The 20,196-nt window shown below is 65.8% G+C and carries 18 protein-coding genes; 13 read left to right on the top strand and 5 right to left on the bottom strand.

The annotated features are described in order from the left end of the window. Positions 1–489 precede the first annotated feature (489 nt). The 10 genes from XH83_RS27765 to XH83_RS27720 all read left to right on the top strand — a co-directional run bounded on the left by XH83_RS27765 (position 490) and on the right by XH83_RS27720 (position 12,844). The gene (locus XH83_RS27765) at positions 490–2,829 is read left to right on the top strand and encodes a mechanosensitive ion channel domain-containing protein (RefSeq protein WP_194403819.1); all 2,340 of its coding nucleotides are present in this window, start codon (positions 490–492) and stop codon (positions 2,827–2,829) included. 102 nt (positions 2,830–2,931) lie between these two features. Continuing rightward, positions 2,932–3,924, top strand: coding sequence for a tripartite tricarboxylate transporter substrate binding protein (locus XH83_RS27760; RefSeq protein WP_194403818.1), 993 nt, complete (start codon positions 2,932–2,934; stop codon positions 3,922–3,924). A 224-nt stretch (positions 3,925–4,148) separates the two neighbouring features. Further along, positions 4,149–5,744, top strand: a complete 1,596-nt coding sequence (locus XH83_RS27755; RefSeq protein WP_246776521.1) for an NAD-dependent malic enzyme — start codon at positions 4,149–4,151, stop codon at positions 5,742–5,744. Between the two features lie 234 nt (positions 5,745–5,978). Then, entirely contained in the window at positions 5,979–6,371 is a 393-nt protein-coding gene (locus tag XH83_RS27750; RefSeq protein WP_194403816.1) for a BlaI/MecI/CopY family transcriptional regulator, read from the top strand. Further along, a complete protein-coding gene (locus XH83_RS27745; protein ID WP_194403815.1) occupies positions 6,368–8,887 on the top strand; it encodes a M56 family metallopeptidase in 2,520 nt (839 codons plus the stop codon). Before XH83_RS27750 ends, XH83_RS27745 begins: the two co-directional genes overlap by 4 nt. A gap of 147 nt (positions 8,888–9,034) precedes the next feature. After that, a complete protein-coding gene (locus XH83_RS27740; protein WP_194403814.1) occupies positions 9,035–10,489 on the top strand; it encodes a DUF1800 family protein in 1,455 nt (484 codons plus the stop codon). A gap of 2 nt (positions 10,490–10,491) precedes the next feature. Further along, the gene (locus XH83_RS27735; RefSeq protein ID WP_194403813.1) at positions 10,492–11,742 is read left to right on the top strand and encodes a DUF1501 domain-containing protein; all 1,251 of its coding nucleotides are present in this window, start codon (positions 10,492–10,494) and stop codon (positions 11,740–11,742) included. A 6-nt stretch (positions 11,743–11,748) separates the two neighbouring features. Continuing rightward, a complete protein-coding gene (locus tag XH83_RS27730; RefSeq protein WP_194403812.1) occupies positions 11,749–11,916 on the top strand; it encodes a hypothetical protein in 168 nt (55 codons plus the stop codon). Between the two features lie 153 nt (positions 11,917–12,069). Beyond that, complete coding sequence (locus tag XH83_RS27725) at positions 12,070–12,588, top strand: septal ring lytic transglycosylase RlpA family protein (RefSeq protein WP_194403811.1); 519 nt, start codon at positions 12,070–12,072, stop codon at positions 12,586–12,588. 100 nt (positions 12,589–12,688) lie between these two features. After that, a complete protein-coding gene (locus XH83_RS27720; RefSeq protein ID WP_167771231.1) occupies positions 12,689–12,844 on the top strand; it encodes a hypothetical protein in 156 nt (51 codons plus the stop codon). A 301-nt stretch (positions 12,845–13,145) separates the two neighbouring features. Here the strand turns inward: XH83_RS27720 and XH83_RS27715 are convergent, their stop codons facing one another. From XH83_RS27715 to XH83_RS27705, 3 genes are all read right to left on the bottom strand, one after another. Further along, positions 13,146–13,451, bottom strand: coding sequence for a hypothetical protein (locus XH83_RS27715; RefSeq protein ID WP_194403810.1), 306 nt, complete (start codon positions 13,449–13,451; stop codon positions 13,146–13,148). A gap of 95 nt (positions 13,452–13,546) precedes the next feature. Next, a complete protein-coding gene (locus tag XH83_RS27710) occupies positions 13,547–13,819 on the bottom strand; it encodes a hypothetical protein (RefSeq protein WP_194403809.1) in 273 nt (90 codons plus the stop codon). A gap of 131 nt (positions 13,820–13,950) precedes the next feature. Continuing rightward, the gene (locus tag XH83_RS27705) at positions 13,951–16,620 is read right to left on the bottom strand and encodes an alpha/beta hydrolase fold domain-containing protein (protein ID WP_194403808.1); all 2,670 of its coding nucleotides are present in this window, start codon (positions 16,618–16,620) and stop codon (positions 13,951–13,953) included. 228 nt (positions 16,621–16,848) lie between these two features. On the opposite strand from XH83_RS27705, the gene XH83_RS27700 reads away from it, so the two are divergent. Next, entirely contained in the window at positions 16,849–17,061 is a 213-nt protein-coding gene (locus XH83_RS27700; RefSeq protein WP_194403807.1) for a hypothetical protein, read from the top strand. A 76-nt stretch (positions 17,062–17,137) separates the two neighbouring features. Then, a complete protein-coding gene (locus tag XH83_RS27695) occupies positions 17,138–18,598 on the top strand; it encodes a carboxylesterase/lipase family protein (protein ID WP_194403806.1) in 1,461 nt (486 codons plus the stop codon). A 21-nt stretch (positions 18,599–18,619) separates the two neighbouring features. Here XH83_RS27695 and XH83_RS27690 read toward each other — a convergent pair whose 3' ends face one another. Next, entirely contained in the window at positions 18,620–18,799 is a 180-nt protein-coding gene (locus XH83_RS27690) for a hypothetical protein (protein WP_194403805.1), read from the bottom strand. A 154-nt stretch (positions 18,800–18,953) separates the two neighbouring features. Between XH83_RS27690 and XH83_RS27685 the strand changes: the two genes are divergently transcribed. Further along, the gene (locus XH83_RS27685) at positions 18,954–19,748 is read left to right on the top strand and encodes a class III extradiol ring-cleavage dioxygenase (protein WP_194403804.1); all 795 of its coding nucleotides are present in this window, start codon (positions 18,954–18,956) and stop codon (positions 19,746–19,748) included. 163 nt (positions 19,749–19,911) lie between these two features. Here the strand turns inward: XH83_RS27685 and XH83_RS27680 are convergent, their stop codons facing one another. Next, positions 19,912–20,172 (bottom strand): SemiSWEET transporter, encoded by a 261-nt coding sequence (locus tag XH83_RS27680; RefSeq protein WP_194403803.1) that lies wholly within the window; start codon positions 20,170–20,172, stop codon positions 19,912–19,914. Between the last annotated feature and the right edge of the window lie 24 nt (positions 20,173–20,196).

The raw sequence follows: 20,196 nt of genomic DNA, 5'->3' as shown, positions 1-20,196 counted from the left end.
TCGTGTGGATGGTCTTGACGAGGCCGACCGCGATAGCTGCCTTTGACATCCTGCGTTTCTCCCTCCTTCCTCCTCGCCGTCATTCCGGGCCGCTTCCCGGAATGACGGAGCGATCCGCGGATGATTTGTGCATTGGGGTGCACTGGTCACCACATCGCCATGGCCGGGCTTGTCCCGGCCATCCACGGCCTTGGCCCGAGGCGCGAAGAACGTGGATGCCCGGGACAAGCCCGGGCGTGACGACTCGTAAAGTCGAACTGCGGGAATCCCGCAATGGACGGATCGCGTTGCACGGACCGCGCTTCGTCGGCGTCTGAACTCTGCTGAGACGAGGTTCCCCGCCCCCGCATTGCGGCAAATGCCAAGAGAATGTCGCCTCGAAGGCCAACTTCCGACACAGGCGCGAGGCGAATAGCTTCAATCCGACATGACGCATGTGTTTCGGTGGTCCCGATGCCGCCGGCGCATGCATTTTTTTAAGGACTCCTCGTGTCGCATAAGCTTGCCCCGGTGGTTCTCGCCGTTCTCTTCCTCGCGTTCTTCTCCTTCCCGAGCGTTCGCGCCCAGCCGCCTCAGCCGGCCGCGAACAATGCCGCCGCGTTGTCGCCGGACGAGGCCAAGCGTGCGCTCGAGACGCTTCAGGACGACAAGAAGCGCGCGCAGATGATCGATACGCTGCGCCTGATCGCCAATGCGTCCGGTCCGCAGCAACCTGCGACGCCCGCGCCCGAGCGCAAGTCGCCGATCCCGCTCTCGGCCGACGGACTCGGTGCGCAGCTCCTGCTCACGGTGTCGGAGGAGATTGGCGAGATCTCGAGCGAGATCGCCAGCGTGGCGCGGACGATCACGCATTTCCCGGCGTTCTATTACTGGATCGTGCGAACGGCGAACGATCCCGCGGCCTATAACCTTCTGATCGAGATCGCCTGGAAGCTCGCCTTGGTGGTCGGCTGCGCGCTCGCGGCCGAATGGGTACTGTTCCGCCTGATCCGGCGCCCGGTTGCCTTCCTCGAGGGGCGTGTGCCGCAAACCGCGCATCTGCCGGCGCAGGTGTTGCCGATTGCGGATCCGCCGTCGTCGGTTGCCGATGTCACCCCCGCGCCCGAACTGCACAAGCGCCGTCACAGCCTGGCGCGCGTCTGGCAGATCATGCAGCGCCTGCCTTTCGTGTTCGGGCGCCTCGTCCTCGAATTGCTTCCCGTGCTCCTCTTCGTCGGCGTCGCGACGGCGCTGCTCGGCACCGAGATCGGACAGCCCACCACCGTTCGCCTCGTGATCCTCGCGGTCGTCAACGCCTATGCGTTTTCGCGCGGACTCATCTGCGTCTTCCGGGCGCTGGCCGGGCCGTTCGGTCTGTTTCCGGTGCGCGCCGAGACGGCGGCCTATGTCGAGATCTGGGCGCGCCGCATCGTCGGCGTCGGCGTCTCCGGCATCGCTTTTGCCAATGTCGCGCTGCTGCTCGGCCTGCACCGCGCCGGCTATGCCGCGCTGCTCCGCATGGTGATGCTGATCGTGCATCTCTTCGTCGTCGTCATCATCCTGCAATGCCGCCGGCAGGTCGCCGAGGCCATTCGGGCGCCGGCCGACCGGCAGGGCATCGCGGCCCGCCTGCGCAACCGCATCGCCGGCGGATGGCATTATCTCGCCATCGCGCTCGATCTCGCGCTCTGGGCGGTGTGGGCGCTCAACATCCGCAACGGTTATTCGCTGCTGCTGCAATATTTCGTCGGCACTGTCGTCGTTGCCGTGATCACGCGCGTTGCCATCATGCTGACGCTGAGCCTGATCGACCGTGGCTTCCGCATCCAGCCGGAGATCCTGCAGCGCTTTCCGGGTCTGGAGATCCGCGCCAACCGCTATCTGCCGCTGCTGCGCAGGATCGTCTCCGGCGTGATCGTCTTCATCGGTTTCGTGGCGATGCTCGAAGTCTGGGGTGTGGACGCCATCGTCTGGTTCTATGGCGGCCAGATCGGCAGCCGGCTGATCTCCGCCGTGGTGACGATCGGCCTCGCCGTATTCATCGCAGCCGCGATCTGGGAAGCCAGCAACGCGCTTCTGGACCGCCAGATCAACACGCTGTCGCGGGACGGGCACTACGCCCGCGCCGCGCGCTTGCGCACCTTCCAGCCGATGCTGCGCACCGCGCTGCTCTGCCTGATCGCCACGATCGTCGGCCTCACCGCGCTGAGCGAGATCGGCGTCAATGTCGCGCCGCTGCTGGCGGGTGCCGGCATCGTCGGCATCGCCATCGGCTTCGGCTCGCAGAAGCTGGTGCAGGACCTCATCACCGGGCTGTTCCTGCTGCTGGAGAACACGGTACAGGTCGGCGACAATGTCAGCGTGTCGGGCCTGTCAGGGGTGGTCGAGAACGTTTCCATTCGAACGATACGTCTGCGCGCGGGCGACGGCGCCGTGCACATCGTGCCGTTCAGCGCGGTCACGACCATCACCAATGCGAGCCGCGGCGCAGGCAACGCCTCCGTCAGCGTCAATGTCGCCTATAAGGAAGACACCGACCGCGCCAGCCAGATCCTCAAGGACATCGTCGACGAGATGCGCCGCGAGCCGGATTTCCGCGCATTGATCCGTGGCGACCTCGATCTCTGGGGCATCGACAAGGTGGACGGCGCGATGGTGTCGATCGTCGGCCAGATCCGCTGCACCGAAGCCGGGCGCTGGCCGGTCCAGCGCGAATTCAACCGGCGCATGAAGCTGCGCTTCCAGCAGAACGGCATCAACGTCGCATCCGCCACCCAGACCATCCTGATGCATATCGCGCCGCCGGCCGATAGCGCCGCCAATCTGACGCCGCGGCGCGCGGCCGGATAGAAGCGCTATCAACTTACCGCTTGCCTCAGCTCGCCCGGCAGCGTTCACTCGCCCTCCGGCCCGCTGCCAAAATGCGGGCGGCAAAAAGGGTGGGAGAGACTGATGCGGGGGCTGTGGGCTGTGTTGCGCGGTCATGCGATCGTCATTGGCGGGTTGATCGCATGCGCGATGTGGTGCGCGCCGGCAGGCGCTCAGTCATCGCGGCCCATCACCCTCATCGTACCGTTCGCCGCGGGCGGTCCGACCGACACGCTGGCGCGGATCCTGTCGGAGCGGATCGCCGCCGAGCTGCACACCACGGTCGTGGTCGAGAACGTCGCCGGTGCCTCCGGCAGCATTGCAGGTGCCCGCGCCGCCCGCGCGACGCCTGACGGCACGACGATCACGATCGGTCATTGGGGCACTCATGTGCTGAACGGCGCGATCCTCAAGCTGCCTTATGACGTCGTGAGCGATTTCGAGCCGGTCGCAATGATCGCGATGGGCACGCAACTCATCGTCGGCCGGAAGTCGCTCGAGGCGAACAATCTCAAGGAGCTGATTGCGTGGCTGAAGGCCAATTCCGGTAAGGCCACCGCGGGAACTTCAGGGGCGGGTACGGGAGCCCATGTCGCCGCCGTCTTCTTCAAGGATAAAACAGGCACCGACTTCCAGTTCGTGCCCTATCGCGGCGCGGGGCCCGCCATGATCGATCTCGTCGCAGGCCAGATCGACATCATGTTCGACCAGGCGGCGAACTCGCTGGCACACGTCAAGAGCGGCGCGGTCAAGGCGTTCGCGGTGACATCGCCGACGCGGCTTGCCTCCGCTCCCGACATTCCGACCGTCGACGAGGCGGGCCTGTCAGGGCTCTATATTTCCTATTGGCACGGCATCTGGGCACCGAAGAACACGCCAAAGGACATCGTCGCCCGGATCAACACGGCGATCGTCGCCGCGCTCGCCGATGCCGCGGTCAAGCAGCGCTTTACCGAACTCGGGCAGGAGATACCGCCAACCGACCAGCAGACGCCCGCAGCGCTCGCTGCGTTCCAGAAGGCCGAGACCGAGAAATGGTGGCCGATCGTGGAGGCGGCCAACATCCAGCCGGAATGACGAGGGGTAGCTTGCCGCGTTAACTTTTACGCGCGCAACTGCCAATCGTTGGCGCAAATCTCGCTGCGGTGCGAGATCACAATCGGGGCCTCAGTGTCTGCGTCCTTGATCTCAATGGAGCGCTGGCCGACAATGTGCGCGGTTCAATGTGCTTCTTGGGGGAATTCGTGAATAGACCTGCCCGGGTCGTTGCCCAATCGACGTCGTCAAATCCGCCGCAAGGCATGGCGCTGCTGCGCGATCCCTTGCTCAACAAGGGCACCGCTTTCACGGAATCCGAGCGCGAAGCACTCGGCCTGCGCGGCCTGCTGCCGCCTTGCGTGCTGACGATGGAGACGCAGGCGCAGCGCGTCCTCACCAACCTGCGCACGCTGCCGACGGACCTCGAAAAATACGTCGCGCTGAACGCGCTGCATGACCGCAACGAGGCGCTGTTCTTCCGCGTCGTCGTCGACAATATCGACGAGATTCAGCCGATCATCTACACGCCGACGGTCGGGCTCGCCTGCCAGAAATACGGCCTGATCTTCCAGCGGCCGCGCGGCATGTTCATCTCCTCGCGCGATCGCGGCCAGATCACCGAGCTCCTGGAGAACTGGCCCTATCAGGCCAAGCTGATCGTCGTCACCGACGGCGAACGCATTCTGGGACTTGGCGATCTCGGCGCCAACGGCATGGGCATCCCGGTCGGCAAGCTCTCGCTCTATTCGGCCTGCGCCGGCGTGCATCCGGAGGCGTGCCTGCCGATCGTACTCGACGTCGGCACCAACAACGAAGAGCTTTTGAGCGATCCCTATTATCTCGGCCTGCGCGAGCGGCGGCTCACGGGCGAAGCCTATGACAGCTTCGTCGACGAGTTCATGCAGGCGGCGCGAAAGACCTTTCCGGGCGTGCTGATCCAGTTCGAGGATTTCGCCAATCATTCGGCATTCAAGCTGCTGCACAAATATCGCGATGAAGCCTGCGTCTTCAACGACGACATCCAGGGCACCGCGGCGGTGGCGCTGGCCGGCCTGTTCTCGGCGCTGCGTGTGAATGGCGGCAAGCTGAAGGACCAGATGATCCTGTTCCTGGGCGCCGGCGAGGCGGCAACCGGCATCGCCGATCTCGTGGTGTCCGCAATGATGGCGGAAGGCGCCTCCGAGGCGGACGCGCTCCGCCGCAACTGGCTGGTGGATTCCCGCGGTCTCGTCGTCGGCGGACGCGAAGGTCTGTCCGGCCACAAGCTCCGCTATGCCCACACCGATCAGGCGCCGATCGCCGACTTCCTCACCGCGATCAAGACGCTGAAGCCGACGGCGATCATCGGCGTCGCCGCGGTCGGCGGCGCCTTCACGCCGGAGGTGCTCAAGACGATGGCGGAGCTCAACGAACAGCCGATCGTGTTCGCGCTCTCCAATCCGACCTCGAAGGCCGAATGCTCGGCGGAGGATGCCTATCGCTACACCGAGGGCCGTGCGCTGTTCGCCTGCGGCAGCCCGTATGATCCGGTCAAGCTGAACGGCCGCAGCTTCGTGCCGCGCCAGGGCAACAATTCCTACATCTTCCCGGGCGTCGGCCTCGGCGTCATCGCCAGTGGCTCGCGCCTCGTCACCGACGAGATGTTCATGGCGGCGGCCCATACGCTCGCCGATTGCGTCGGCAAGGACGATCTCGCGCAGGGCAGTCTCTATCCGGCGCTGCCGCGCATCCGCGAAGTCTCGGTCCGCATCGCCGCGGCCGTCGCCGACGTTGCCTATCAGCGCGGGCTCGCGGACGGGCCGGCGCCCAATGACGTCAAGGCCCTTGTGCAGTCGCAGATGTACGAGCCGCATTACTGAGCGGTCGCCCCGCGCTCGAACGGCGCGATAACGGCGCCACGTTTCCGCATCGTCATGCCCGGGACAGGCTTGGGCATGACGACCTCGCATTTTTCGCCTGTCTCACATTCACGAACCGGCAGTCAGGTCAGCCCACCGGCACCATCTCAGGTGGAATCGGCGTTGTGTCGCGCGGCGCTATATGCGACAATCTGTAGCGTTACAAGAAGAACTCAAGCCGCAAGGTCAGATGCCATGGACGATCGTTTGCCCGAACTGGGCGACCTCGAGCGCGAGGTCATGCAATTGGTTTGGGCCCATGGTCCCGTCACGGCCGAGATCGTGCGTGAACGTCTGTCGCGGCGGCTGAAGGAATCGACGGTTCGTACGGTGCTGCGCCGGCTGGAGGAAAAGGGCTATGCTCGCCACACCGTGGACGGCCGCACCTATGTCTATCACGCCGCCGAAGAGCGCGCGAAGGTGGCGGCCAAGGCGGTGCAGCGCATCGTCGACTGGTTCTGCAATGGCTCGATCGAGGAGGTCCTCGTCGGCATGGTGGACAACAAGATGCTCGACCAGCAGCAATTGCGCGAGCTGGCCGACCAGGTGGCCAAGGCGAAGAAGGCGAGGGGAGTGAAGAAAGAATGATCGCAACTCTGGCGGAGGCGGCACTGCGCTCCCTTGTGCTGGGAGGCGTCGTCTGGTTCGGTCTCAATCTTTTCTGCGCGCGCAATCCGCGCGTTCACATGACGGCGTGGATCGTCGTGCTGCTGGCGTCGCTGGCGATGCCGTTCGTGATGCATTGGCCGACGCTCACGATCAGCCGGCTGCCTTTGCCGGTCTCCGTGCCGGATGATTTCCTGCCGGCCGACATCTCGATGCTGGAGACGCCGCAGCCCGCGCTGTCCGGCGCTCCCGCCGGTGCCGTCGCGCCGCCGGTGATGCGAAGTGGTCTGCCGATCAATTGGTGGCTGATCGCCACCCTCGTCTATGCCGGCGTTGCCGGCCTGTTGCTGCTGCGGCTCGCGATCGGTCTTTTCCTGACCTGGCGGCTGGCGCGGGCGGCAAAACCGCTGCGCGGCTTGCCGATGACCGGCACCGACGTGCGCGTCAGCCGCGATGTCGGCGGTCCCGTCACCTTCGGCTCGACCATTCTGGTGCCGCCGCAGTTCGCCGGCTGGGACGCCAAGAAGCGCCTCGCCGTGCTCGCGCATGAGGGCGCGCATGTCGCCAACCGCGACTTCTATGTCCTGCTGCTGGCGTCGCTCAATCGGGCAATGTTCTGGTTCAGCCCGTTCGCATGGTGGCAGCTCGCACGCCTCGCCGAGCTCGCCGAGATCATCAGCGACATCGAGGCGATCGAGGTCATCGAGGACCGGCTGTCCTATGCGGAAATCCTGCTCGATTTCGCCAGCACGGTGAGGCCGCGGTCGGTCGAGCTCGCGATGGCGCGGGCCTCGACCGTGCGCGCCCGCGTCGAGCGCATCATCGCGGCGGCCGCGATGCCAGCTGCGGTCGGCTGGCGCAAGCGGCTCTGGATCGCGAGCGCGATCGCACCCGTCGTGATCATGTCCGCCGGCATGATCGCCTATCGCGCGCCGGATCCCGCACCCATCGCCGATCTCGGTGAGGCGCCGGCCCAGCATTATCGCCCGTTCGTCAATTTCTACGCCATGGGTCCGGCCTCGGTGTTCGCCATCTTCCGCGAGGGCGACGATCTCTACGGCCAGATGACCGGGCAGCGCAAATTGCGCCTGACGGTGGGCCGCGACGGCACGGCGTCCTATCCGGCCTCGTCCGGCGAGATCACGTTCCCGCTCGATGCCGAGCATCGCTCGGCCGAGCTGAGCTTGCGCATGAACGGCCGCGACATCCGCGCGGTTCGTGTCGCGGAGATGCCGACCACCGCTGCGGAGCCCGCGCCGCTCGATCAATATGTCGGCTGGTACCGGCTGGCGCCGAACCGCGTGCTCACCGTGCGCCGCGATGGGGATCGGCTGCAGGTGCAGGAGACCGTGCAGGGCCCGGCGACAGCTCTCGCCGAAGGTGCCGATGCCTTCTCGATCCATGGCCACAACCTCCTGATCTTCCTGCGCGACGAGCAGGCCAGGGTCTCGCGCGTGCTGGTCCAGAACGCGGTCGCCGGCGCGCGTCTCGCGCCGCGGATCGACGCGGCGGTGGCGCAGGCGATCGAGGCCGACTTTGCGCGCCGTGTCGCGGAAGTCCCGGATCGTTTCCGCGAGCAGGTCCCGGTTGCCGGCAGCAAGGAGATGATCCTGCGCGGGATCGAGGACATGCGCCAAGGCAGGCCGAATTACGACCGCATGAGTGCGCCGCTGGCGGCCAAGATCCATCGACAGCTCAACGAGACGCAGGCCACCTTCGTGGCGCTCGGCGCCCTCGAATCGATCTTCTTCCGCGGCGTCGGCCCCGGCGGCTACGACATCTATGGCGCCAAGTTCGAGAACGGCACGGCGGAATTCCGCCTGCTGCTCGAGCCCGACGGCAAGGCCGGCGACGTCATCTTCCGGGCCGACGGCAATGACGAGCTCGGCGGCATCATGCCCTGCGCCGAACAGGCGAATGTGCGCGGTCGCGCCGGCACCTCGCCGATCCGGATCATGCTCTACAACGAGATGGGCGAGGACATCCGCATCTTCAATCTCGACGCCGACGGCAATCGCAAGGCGCAGAGCGTCGTCAGGCCCAATATGAGTTGGGCTGTCACCACCACCGTGAACAATCCCTGGGTCATTGCCGACAAGTCGGGGCGGTGCCTCGAGGTCTTGATGCCGGGCCGGCAGACGCGCTTCCACAACGTGGAGGCTTCGAACCTCGGCGCGAAGCCGGGGCGCGCCGCACGCCGCGCCGTTCCGATCGCCAATGGCGAGGAGATGCTGCGCCGCTATATCGAGGGCGTCGGCAAGGGACAGCCCGATTACGAGCTCATGACGTCGGAGGTCGCCGAGATCACGCGCCAGCAGCTGCCGTTCGACCAGGCGATCCTGGCCAAGCTCGGCGCGTTGCGGGCGGTCTCGTTCCGCGGCGTCACCGCGCTCGACAGCGACATCTACATCGCCCAGTTCGCCAATGGCTCGGCGGAATGGCGCATCGGCGTCCGGAACGGCACCATCACCAAGATCGCGCTCGGCCCGAATTTCTAGGCAGGGTGGCGGCTCGCGATTTCTTGACGGAGGCGTCGCAATCTCCGCTTGTCGGCCGGCAATGTGAATGCTACGATTTGTAGCATTACAAATCGTAGCTTCTAACGACTCGCGATCAGGGCAGGCGCGAAGAAAGAGGCGATCGCCATGAGCAATTCTGCCAAGACAGAAGCCCTGCTGGCGCTGCATCGCTTCGGGATGGGACCGCGGCCGGGATCGATGGCCGCGATCGGGACCGACCCGCGCGGCGCGCTGGTTGCCGAGCTCGACCGGCCGCTCACACTGAGCGCCGCCGCCAGCCTTCCCCCCAGCGCAAAGGCCTATCGCACCGTTGCCGATGCCAATGCGCGGCGGACGGCGCGGGCCAAGCAGGCGCAGCAGCAGGTCAAGAAGCAGCAGATGGCGTCGGCGGATCAGGCGCAGCCCGAGGGCCGGGCACAGGGCTATGCCCAGGAGAAGGACGCCGCCGAGATGGCGGCGAAGCAGGCGGCCGATGCCGTCCCCGATCCCGGCCGTCCGATCTATTTGCAGGAAGCCAAGCTGCGGACCGAAGCTGCGCTCACTGCCGAGATCGGCTTTGCCGAACGGCTGGTGTGGTTCTGGTCCAATCATTTCTGCATCTCGGCCAACAAGATCCAGAGCATGTCCGGCGCCTATGAGCGCGAGGCGGTTCGCGCCCACGCGCTAGGCCATTTCGTCGATCTCCTGCTGGCGGCCGAAAGCCATCCGGCCATGCTGTTCTATCTCGACAATCTCGGCTCGATGGGGGCGAACTCGATCGCCGGCATCAACCGCAGCCGCGGTCTCAACGAGAACATCGCGCGCGAGATCATGGAGCTGCATACGCTCGGTGTGCGCACCGGCTACACCCAGGACGACGTCATCAGCTTCGCGAACGTCATGACCGGCTGGACGCTGGTGCCGCCGGGCGCCGATCCCCAGCATGGCGGCGAGTTCATCTTCAATCCGCGGCTGCATGAGCCCGGCGGCCAGACCGTGCTCGGCAAGCGCTATGAGCAGGAGGACGTCGAGCAGGGCCGCGCCGTGCTGCGCGATCTCGCCGCGCATCCGGCGACCGCGACCCATGTCGCGACCAAGCTTGCCCGCCACTTCGTCGCCGACGAGCCGCCGCCGGTCCTGGTCGAGCAGCTGGCGACAACCTTTCGCGACACCGATGGCGATCTCAAGCAGGTCGCGATCGCGATGGTGTCGTCGGACGAGGCATGGCGCGGGCCGCCGTCAAAGCTCAAGCGGCCCGGCGAATGGGTCGTGGGCATGGCACGTGCGACCGGCATCACCCAGGTCGATCCGGTCCGCTACACCGGCGGCCAGGAGCTGCTCGGCGAGCCGCTGTGGCGCCCGTCCGCGCCAAAAGGCTATCCGGATGACGAGGCGAGCTGGATCGACGGCGTCGGCCGGCGGCTCGATGTCGCCAACAATCTAGCCGAGCGCCTCGCAGGCACGACCGATCCGCAAGCCATCATCGAGGACGTCTTTGCATCGGAGATCGCGAGCGAGGTGAAGCAGGCGGTCGGCCGCGCCGAGAGCCGCCAGCAGGCGCTGGCATTGCTGTTCATGTCGGCGGATTTTCAGAGGAGGTGAGCATGGGCATCGTCAATCACCTGCCGACGCGGCGCGAACTTCTGGCCGGCTCCGGTGCGCTGTTCGCCTGGAGCCAGATGCCCAGGATCGCGCGCGCCGAAGGACGCGATCCGCGGCTGCTCGTCATCGTCCTGCGCGGTGCGCTCGATGGCCTCGGTGCGGTCGCGCCGGTCGGCGATCCCGACTGGATCTCGCTGCGCGGCGACCGCGCGCTGGTGCTGGACGGCAAGCCGCCGGCGCTGCCGCTGGATTCCTTCTTCGCGCTCAATCCGGCGATGCCGAACCTGCACCGGCTCTACAAGAGCGGCAAGGCCGCGATCGTCCATGCCACCGCGACGCCCTATCGCGAGCGCTCGCATTTCGACGGCCAGGACGTGCTGGAGAGCGGCTTCACCAAGCCGGGCGCAACCGCCTCGGGCTGGCTCAACCGCGCGCTGCTTGCCCTGGAAGGGGGCGGCCGCGTCGATCCGCGCGGCAGCCGCGCGCTCGGCATCGGTTCGGTGACGCCGCTGGTGGTGCGCGGCTCCGCGCCTGTGATGACATGGGTGCCGCAAAAGCTCTTGCCGGCGAGCGAGGACACCCAGAGCCGCCTGCTCGATCTCTACCGGCACACCGACCCGAAGCTCGCCACCGTGCTGCAGGCACGCATGAAGCTCGCTTCGCTCGGCGGGGCACCGGGCGCAGGCGAAGCGATGTCGGACGATCCGACGCTGGCGCCACCGGGCATCGCGCGCGTGCGCGCTTATTTTGCGGAAGCGGCCGGCACCGCCGCGCGCTACCTCGCCAAGCAGGACGGTCCGCGCGTCGGCGCCATGGGCTTCGTCGGCTGGGACACCCACATCGCGGAAGGGGCGGCCTCGGGCCAGCTCTACAATCTGCTCGGTGCACTCGATGGCGCGTTCGCCGCGATTGAGACCAACATGGGCGAGGCATGGAAGGAGACTGTGGTCGCCGTCGTCACCGAGTTCGGGCGCACCGCGCGCATCAACGGCACGCAGGGCACAGATCATGGCACGGGCACGGTCGCGTTCCTGATCGGCGGCGGGCTCGCGGGCGGCCGCGTGATCGCGGACTGGCCGGGCCTGAAGCCGGCGCAGCTGTTCGAAGACCGCGACCTCAAGCCGACTACCGATCTGCGCGCCGTGCTGAAAGGCCTGCTCAGAGATCATCTGCGCGTCGAGGAGAAGGTGCTGGCGGATATGGTCTTCCCCGGCAGCGCGGACGTCAAACCGATGGGAGGCCTTGTGGCCTGAGGCGCGATGTGCACGCTGACGCAACGAGAGCTCGATTTTCTCGCCAGCTTGAAGACGACCTGGCGACGACTCTATTGGCGTGAGTTCGCGCAGCTCCTGAAGGGTGATGCGGAGCCGGCCGAGAGCCGGCCGGACACGCGGCCCATCATCATCTGGCGCATCGTATCGCGCTGATTCCCGGCGAATCTGTCCCGATTCAGGACGCGTCACTGTGGTGGAATCGTCACAGCTGGCGCGAAACGGCGGCGGCCCTACGCCTGCTTTTGTTCCGACAAGGTTCTGCCCTCATTGCCCACCGAAAATCGCTCCCGTTCGGAGGGGCGTACCATGTCTTGCATTGCACGTGCCGAAACTGCCCGGATTTCCTTCGCAATCTCGTGCCGGCTGCTGCTGGCCATTGCCGGCGCCGCCTCGCTTGCGGCCTGCGCGCAATCGCCGGTCGGCCGCCAGAAGGCCGATCTCGCCGGCGCCAACAGGCAGGCCGCGGTCGAGCGGCCGCACCGCGTGGCGGCGCTGCATCCGCGCCCGATCAGCCGGGCGCGCGTCCCCGACGGTAACGCCAAGCAGACCGCGTCGCATGGCCTCGCCAGCTTCTATTCCGATACGGAGACCGCGAGCGGCGAGCGGTTCGACAAGAACGAGTTGACCGCGGCGCATCCCAGCCTGCCGTTCGGCACCAAGCTCCGCGTCACCGATACCAACTCCGGCCGTTTCGTCACGGTCAGGGTCAACGATCGCGGGCCCTATGTTCGCGGGCGCGTGGTCGACATCTCGCCGTCCGCGGCCGAGGCGCTCGGCATGGTCGACAAGGGCATCACCAACGTCCGCCTCGAGGTCGTGCAATAGCGCGCTCGTCAAGACAACGCGGCGCGCTTAACCGGCTGTTAGCGGCTTCTCAAGCACCATGAGTGTCCGGACAATTTGGGGCTGTTGGGGAGTCGGACGCTTGAACACGATCCAGTATCTCGAAGATCAGGCCGCGCGCGCCGAGCGGCTCGCCAAACGGATCACGGATACGCTGACGATCGAAAAGCTCCTGGCCTTTGCCGACGAACGCCGCCGCGAGATCGACGTCATCGCCGGCAAGTACCGGCGCGCTTAGCTCCAGCAAACCATGCTCTGAACGCATTCGTCCTCCCCGCGAACCGGGGAACTTCTTCGCGCCTCCTGCGTCATCTGGGCAGGAGAGAAGAGGAGGACATCATGGGTTTTGGACGAGGTGCTTTGCTTTGGTTGCTTGGCGTGCCGCTGCCGATCGTTCTGCTGCTGGCATTGTTCTGGCACCACTAAGTGGGTGTCACACGAAAAGCGCCGCGGAAGCGGCGCTTTTTTGTTGCCGGCGCAAACAGCGCGGCACTTCTAGCGCGCCGGACTATCCACGAATGGCCTTCTATGAATTCTTTCTATGAATGGCTTTCGACGAAGTCGCTGAGATAGTCCGGCAGCTCTATTCCGTCGATGTCGCAGCGCGCGCGGATCTCGCCGGCGACGTCGGTCGAGATGTCCTTCATCCAATGCTCGAGCGTGTTGAACGAGATCACCTTGATGGGATCGTTGAAGCAGCCGGCGACGAGCTCGCCGATGGTCGCTTCGAGATCGTTGCGTTCGATGCGAATTTCGGTCGCCTCGTCGCGGCGATCGATCACCACGAACAAGGTCTGGTCTGCGCCATAGGGCACGACGGGGGACGATACGCCAGCTTCAAGCATCCTCAGGGCACTCGCGACTTGGCTTCCGGACTTGGCTTCCGATCCGCGTTAACGGGAAAAACCAGCAGAAGGTTCCTCCGCGATCCCGTGAAGTGTCAGAGAAACTCTCTCCAGCGCGACAGCTCGATGATGTGTTCGGGCGAGAGGACTTCGGTCACCAGCGGCGGTTGCGCTGCCGTGCGGATCTCATAGAGATGCCGGGTCGTCGCCGGCTTTGCCGTGAAAGCAGAAATGCATTCGTCCAGCGTGCCCTCGATCACCTGATAGGGCGCACTATCCTCCCGGCGCTGATTTGCCAGGGAAGGCCATTTGTACAAAACCGCAGGCGCACCGAAATCGACCTTGGACTCTCCGACAACGTCCCCCATCGTCTCGCCTCACGCAAAAAATGCCCCAGCACGCAAGTTCGCGGGCCGGGGCCTACACCTGTCGCTGCATCTCAATGCCACGGCGACCCAACGCAGCAGCCGGACAAAGGTTCCCGGCCGCCTTGTCGCAATCAGCTCGCCGCCGCCGCGATCTTGAAGCCAGGGCCAGGCTCGTCGCGACTGACCTCGGGCGGCAGCCCGGCATAGCGCCGCAAGGCTTCCGCCATCTGCACCCGGCCCGGCACGCCGGTGATCACCACGTCGACCATGGTGAAGGACGAGTGGAAATGGCCGTGCGCCTTCAACTGCTCGACCGGGACGCCTGCGGCCGACATCGCCTCGGCATAGGCGATGCCTTCGTCGCGCAGCGGATCGAATTCGCAGGTCGCCACGAAGGCCGGCGGCAGTCCGGCGACCTTGCCGCGCAGCGGCGAGACCCGCGGATCGCTGCGGTCGGCGGGCGAGCAATAGAGGTCCCAGAACCAGTACATCAACGAGCGCGTCAGGAAGTAGCCGACCGCATTGTCGTTGTAGGAGGGTCGATCGAAGGTGCAATCGGTGACCGGGCAGATCAGCAGCTGGCCGGCGATCTCGGGCCCGCCGCGATCGCGGGCGAGCTGGCAGGTGACGGCGGCGACGTTGCCGCCGGCGCTCCACCCCGCGACCAGCACCGGGCCCGGGCTGCCACCGAGCTGCTCGGCGTGCTCGGCGATCCAGCGCGTTGCGGCATAGCCGTCTTCGGCCGCGGTCGGGAAGCGATGCTCCGGCGCGTGCCGATAGCCGACGCTGGCGAACATCATGCCGGTCCGCCGCACCATGTCGCGGCAGAACGGCTCGTCCGATTGCTCGTCGCCGAGCACCCAGCCGCCGCCGTGGAAGTAGACCACGACCTTATGCGGTCCCGGCGAGGCCGGCTTGTAGACGCGGTAAGGCAACGCGCCGCCCGTGACGGGCAGGGTGCCATCGACGATGTCGCCGATCGGCCGCCCCGCGGGCCGGCCCTTGTTGAACTCGTTGACGAAGGCGCGCGCGCCTTCCGCGCCCATCGACTCGATCGGCGGCAGGTTCAGTGTCGCGAGCAGGCCCAGCACCAGCCGCACGTCCGGCTGCAGGCGCACCACCTCGCCGTCATTGCATTGCGCGGCGCCTCCGGGACCGGTGAGCTTGAAACCGAGCATGCCGCGGCTGACCACCTCGTCGCAGATGCTGCGATAGGGGCCGACGCCGCCGGTATAGGGCATCAGGCCCTGCACCTTGCCGGGCACATTGGCGCCCGTGTACCAGGTGTTGGCGAGCCGGTGCAGCGTCAGCATCGAGCAGTCGGCCATGTGCCTGTTCCAGCCGGCCTGCGCCGTCTCTGTCGGCTCCATCGTGGTGAAGCCGGCATCGCGCAGCGCAGCCAAGCGGTCGACCACCCAGTCGACATGCTGCTCGATCGACACCGCCATGTTCGACAGTACCGACGGGCTGCCTGGCCCGGTGATCATGAAGAAGTTCGGGAAGCCTTCCACCGTGAGCCCGAGATAGCTCTGCGGTCCCTGCGCCCAGACGTCGGTGAGCGATTTGCCGCCGCGCCCGGTGATCGGATGCACGGCGCGGATCGCGCCGGTCATGGCATCGAACCCGGTCGCGAACACGATGACATCGACGTCGAAATTGCGCTTGGCCGTCGTGATGCCGCCGGCGGTGATCGCCTTAATCGGCTCCTGGCGTAGATTGACCAGGGTGACGTTCGGCCGGTTGTAGGTCGCGTAGTAGTTGGTCTCCAGGCAGGGGCGCTTGGCGCCGAAGGGATGGTCATCCGGCATCAGCGCAGCCGCCGTTTCGGGATCCTTCACGGCCGCGCGGATCTTCTCGCGGATGAGGTCCTGGACGATCTTGTTGCCGTCGACGTCGACGGCCTGATCGGCCCAGAGCTGGGTCAGGATGTGGACGAGGTCGCCCGCCGCCCAGGCCCGTTCGAACCGCTCGCGACGTTCGGCGTCACTGAGCTGCCAGCTCACGACCGTTTGCTGCGGATAGGGCACGCCGGCCATCGACTGGCGCGCCTGCTCGCGATAGGCCGCGCGATCGCTTTCAAAGAAGGTCTTGCGGTCCGACGGCGCCGGGCCGTTATGCGCCGGCAGTGCGAAGTTCGGCGTGCGCTGGAACACGGTCAGATGCGCTGCCTGCTCGGCGATCAGTGGGATCGACTGGATGGCCGACGAGCCGGTGCCGATCACCGCGACGCGCTTGCCCGCGAGATTGACGCCGTCATGCGGCCAGCGTCCGGTGAAATAGACCTCGCCCTTGAAATCCTTGACGCCGTCGATCTCCGGCGGCTTCGGCGCCGAGAGGCAGCCGGTGGCCATGATGTAATGGCGGCAGGAAACCGGTTCGCCATTGTCGGTGGTGATGAGCCAGCGCTCGGCCTGCTCGTCCCATTTGGCTTCGGTGACCTTGGTCTTGAAGCGGATGTCGCGCCTGAGATCGTAGCGGTCGGCGATGAAGCCGAGATAGCGCAGGATTTCGGGTTGGGTCGCGTATTTCTCCGACCAGGTCCAGGCGGTCTCGAGCTCAGGATCGAAGGTGTAACTGTAATCGATGGTCTGGATGTCGCAGCGCGCGCCGGGGTAGCGGTTCCAATACCAGGTGCCGCCGACGTCACCGGCCTCGTCGAGGCCGACGGTCGAGAAACCGGCCTTGCGCAGGCGATGCAGCAGATAGAGGCCAGCAAATCCGGCGCCGACCACGGCGACATCGACCTGCTGAGCGGTTCCGCGTTTCTCGGTGGCACGAGTAGCAACCATTGCGTCAGACATCGCATTCCTCCCGTATGTTTCGTTTTGCCGGCAGGCTATCGCTGCAGGTTCAGCTTGTCATCAGAGCAAGTGCAATCTTCGGTGGTCGTTTGCGGCGGCATCGTGGCCACGTGAATGTCGCGGCGCTACACGCATCGCGATGCACAATGGCCGTGATTACCCGGATAATCATGCCCGATCCGCCTGTGTATGCTTGCGGTTACAAGCCACGCGTAGCGACCGAGCGTCATGCCAGAGTTGAGTGAGCGGACCAAAGCGAACATGGACGTCGTCCTGGAGGAGACATGCCGGCAATTGCCGCATGGCGGCGATCACGACAGTCGCAGGTTCATCGCCGAGCGCCTGATCGAGGCCGCGCAGGCCGGCCACGCCACGCTCGGTGAGCTCGGCATCGTCGCGCGGCACGCGCTGGCGGAGATTCTCGCAAAACGCGATCAGTGAGCCGCCGCGAGGCTTGCCTCCTGGCGCGCCGCGGACATAACCTCACGGGAACCTGTCCGCGCATCGAGATCCCGAGATGCGATCCCTGCTTGCGCTCATTGCGGCTTCCGCATTTCTTTTGCTCGCCGGCTCGGCCGTGGCTCAGCCGGTCGGACAGTTTCCGTTCGCACTGACGCGTGAAGGACAGATGCTCGGCGCCGTCGAAGGCGAAGTGGCATCGTTCAAAGGACTGTCCTATGCGGCCCCGCCGGTCGGCGCGCTGCGCTGGCGTCCGCCGCAGCCGACACCCGAAAGCTCGGAGATGCACACCGCCTACGCTTATGGCGCGCCGTGCCTTCAACCGGCGCTGCGTGATGCGAGCGAGGATTGTCTCACGCTGAACGTGTTCCGTCCCTTCGGGGTCGACGGTCCGCTGCCGGTGATGATGTTCATTCATGGCGGCGGCTTTGTCGGCGGCACGGCCAATGAGCATCTGTTCGATGGGGCGAGGCTGGCGCAGGCCGGCCTCATCGTCGTGACCGCCAATTATCGCCTCGGCGCACTCGGCTGGTTGGCAGATCCCGCGCTGTCGGAAGGCGGCTCCGGCAACTATGGCCTGATGGACCAGATCGCGGTGCTGCATTGGGTTCGCGACAACATCGCGGCCTTCGGCGGCGATCCTAATAACGTCACCTTGTTCGGCAGCGACGCAGGCGCGACGTCGATCGCGCTTCTGATGCTGTCCGCGCAAGCGCGTGGTCTGTTCCAGAAAGCCATCCTGCAATCACTCCCCGCGCGCGCGCGGCTGCGCTCGGTGCAGGATGCGGAGGCGATCGGCCGGCAGTTCGTGGCGGCGCTGGGACCGCAGGCGGATGTGCGCGCCGCAGAGCCGCGTCGCCTGCTGGCCTCTCAAAATCGTCTCTTGGAGACGTCGCGGCGCAGCTTCGCGCCGATGAGGGATGGAAGCCTGGTGACCGAGGACATTGCAGCCGGCTTTGCGGCCGGACATCAAAGCCGCATTCCCCTGATCATCGGCTCCAACGACGACGAGACCGGCTTCGACAGCGAGTTCGATACCAAGGAGGAGGTTGCAGCGTCAGGTATCCCGAGCGATGAGCTGCGCAAGCTCTATCCCGAGATCGTCAGGTCCTCAGACCTTGCGGCAAGGTTCTATACCGACAAGGTCTTTTCCGAGCCGGCAAGACTGCTGACCCGCCTGCATGCCGCAAGCGGCACGGCAACCTTTCGCTATCGCTTCGCCTATGTGCCGGAAGCCCGGCGCGCCAGTCCCGAGGGCGGGCACGGGCGGGAGCTGCAATTCATCTTCGGTGCGGAAGGCGTACCCGGGGCGGGCATCTTCTCGCGCGGTGATCGCGAGGTTGCGAGGCGCATGCGATCCTATTGGATCAACTTCGCCAGGAGCGGCGATCCCAACGGCCTCGATCTGCCGCATTGGGACGCTGCGGCGGGCCGCGATCGCCTGCTGCTGATCACGAACGATCGCATCGCGAGCGGCGACGATCCATTCGCGGAGCGTCTCGACCGGCTCGCGCGCTAGCGCCATAGAATGGAGTGGGCTTTAAGCCGCGAGCTCGACGCGGGGAGCCGGCGTGAGCCGGTCTTCCTCGAGATAGTCCATCGCGCCGTCCTTCTCGACGGCGTAGAACTGCTGGCCGTCCCGCGACTTGAAGGCGGCGCGCACGATGCCGCGGCGGCCCTTGTCACTGTTGACGACGTCCCCCAGCGCAAACTTCTTCATCTCACGTCTCACTTGTCTTCAGGCCGACTGCTTCGGCCACATCAGGATTTTGGGCGGCAAATCGTTAACGGCTTGCTAACCATGCCGGTTTGCCTATGCTCGCCGCCGGTCGCGCGGGCACTGGCACGCGCCTGTTGCCATTGAGACGAGCCCCATGACGCGAATTCCGACCCTGTTTCTGTCGCATGGTGGCGGCCCCTGGCCGTTCATGGAGGACAGGCGGGTGCAATATGCCAAGACCGCCCAGGAGTTCGGCCGGCTGCCGCAACTGCTTCCCGCGCGGCCAAAGGCCGTGCTCGTCATCACCGGCCATTGGGAGGCCGACGCCTTCACCGTATCGACCTCGGCGCATCCGCCGATGGTGTACGATTATTACGGTTTCCCCGAGCATACCTACCACATCAAATATCCGGCGCCGGGCAGGCCGGAGCTTGCCGCGCAAGTGAAGGCGCTGCTGACGCACGCGGGTCTCGATTGCCGCGAAGATCCCAATCAGGGTTTCGATCACGGCACCTTCGTGCCGCTCGGGCTGATGTATCCCGATGCCGACATGCCGATCGTGCTGCTTTCGCTGAAGTCGGCTTACGATCCGGCCGAGCACGTCAAGGTCGGCGAGGCGATCGCATCGCTGCGCGACGAAGGCATCCTGATCATCGGCAGCGGGCTGACCTATCACAACATGCGCGGCTTCAACCGGCCGGAGTCCAAGCCCGTCTCCTACGATTTCGAGGCCTATCTGAACGAGGCGATCAGCAATCCGGATCCGGCCCGCCGCAACGCGATGCTGGTGGATTGGGAGAATGCACCCAGCGCGCGCCTGGCGCATCCGCGCGAAGACCATCTGCTGCCGCTGATGGTGGCCGCTGGCGCCGCCGGCCGCGACGTCGGCCGGCGCGTCTTCGTCGACGAAGTCGCGAGCGTCGCGATGGCGTCCTATGTGTTTGGATGATTGATTCCTCCTTCTCCCCTTGTGGGAGAAGGTGGCGCGAAGCGCCGGATGAGGGGTTGCTTCAGCGAACTCAAATGCGAGAGGTTCATGTGCGGAGAGAGACCCCTCACCCGTCTCGCCGCTACGCGGCGAGCCACCCTCGCACACAAGGGGAGAGGGACATTCACCCGTATCGCAGCTTCATCACCAGAATGCATCCGGCGAGCACGATGGTGATGGCGTTGGCGGCGACGAGCGGGGCGTCGCCGGAGAGCAGGCCGTAGATCAGCCAGAGCACCAGGCCCAGCACCATGACCAGGAACATGCCGAGCGAGATGTCTCCGGTGGAGCGGGTCTTCCACACCTTGATGGCTTGCGGCGCGTAGGCCACGGTGGTGCAGGTAGCGGCGGCAAAGCCGATCAGCTTGATGACGAAGGGGTCCATGCCGGCTCTATAACATGGATTCGA

It is taken from the genome of Bradyrhizobium sp. CCBAU 53351 (assembly GCF_015291745.1).
Lineage (GTDB): Bacteria > Pseudomonadota > Alphaproteobacteria > Rhizobiales > Xanthobacteraceae > Bradyrhizobium.
This window is presented reverse-complemented; position numbering and strand designations above follow the sequence as displayed.

Coding starts and splice junctions, on each gene's coding strand:
- XH83_RS27740 (WP_194403814.1), top strand. CDS start 9,035: ATGAGCAATTCTGCCAAGACAGAAGCCCTGCTGGCGCTGCATCGCTTC.
- XH83_RS27705 (WP_194403808.1), bottom strand. CDS start 16,620: ATGTCTGACGCAATGGTTGCTACTCGTGCCACCGAGAAACGCGGAACC.
- XH83_RS27735 (WP_194403813.1), top strand. CDS start 10,492: ATGGGCATCGTCAATCACCTGCCGACGCGGCGCGAACTTCTGGCCGGC.
- XH83_RS27760 (WP_194403818.1), top strand. CDS start 2,932: ATGCGGGGGCTGTGGGCTGTGTTGCGCGGTCATGCGATCGTCATTGGC.
- XH83_RS27715 (WP_194403810.1), bottom strand. CDS start 13,451: ATGCTTGAAGCTGGCGTATCGTCCCCCGTCGTGCCCTATGGCGCAGAC.
- XH83_RS27755 (WP_246776521.1), top strand. CDS start 4,149: ATGGCGCTGCTGCGCGATCCCTTGCTCAACAAGGGCACCGCTTTCACG.
- XH83_RS27750 (WP_194403816.1), top strand. CDS start 5,979: ATGGACGATCGTTTGCCCGAACTGGGCGACCTCGAGCGCGAGGTCATG.
- XH83_RS27710 (WP_194403809.1), bottom strand. CDS start 13,819: ATGGGGGACGTTGTCGGAGAGTCCAAGGTCGATTTCGGTGCGCCTGCG.
- XH83_RS27690 (WP_194403805.1), bottom strand. CDS start 18,799: ATGAAGAAGTTTGCGCTGGGGGACGTCGTCAACAGTGACAAGGGCCGC.
- XH83_RS27700 (WP_194403807.1), top strand. CDS start 16,849: ATGCCAGAGTTGAGTGAGCGGACCAAAGCGAACATGGACGTCGTCCTG.
- XH83_RS27695 (WP_194403806.1), top strand. CDS start 17,138: ATGCGATCCCTGCTTGCGCTCATTGCGGCTTCCGCATTTCTTTTGCTC.
- XH83_RS27745 (WP_194403815.1), top strand. CDS start 6,368: ATGATCGCAACTCTGGCGGAGGCGGCACTGCGCTCCCTTGTGCTGGGA.
- XH83_RS27730 (WP_194403812.1), top strand. CDS start 11,749: ATGTGCACGCTGACGCAACGAGAGCTCGATTTTCTCGCCAGCTTGAAG.
- XH83_RS27725 (WP_194403811.1), top strand. CDS start 12,070: ATGTCTTGCATTGCACGTGCCGAAACTGCCCGGATTTCCTTCGCAATC.
- XH83_RS27680 (WP_194403803.1), bottom strand. CDS start 20,172: ATGGACCCCTTCGTCATCAAGCTGATCGGCTTTGCCGCCGCTACCTGC.
- XH83_RS27685 (WP_194403804.1), top strand. CDS start 18,954: ATGACGCGAATTCCGACCCTGTTTCTGTCGCATGGTGGCGGCCCCTGG.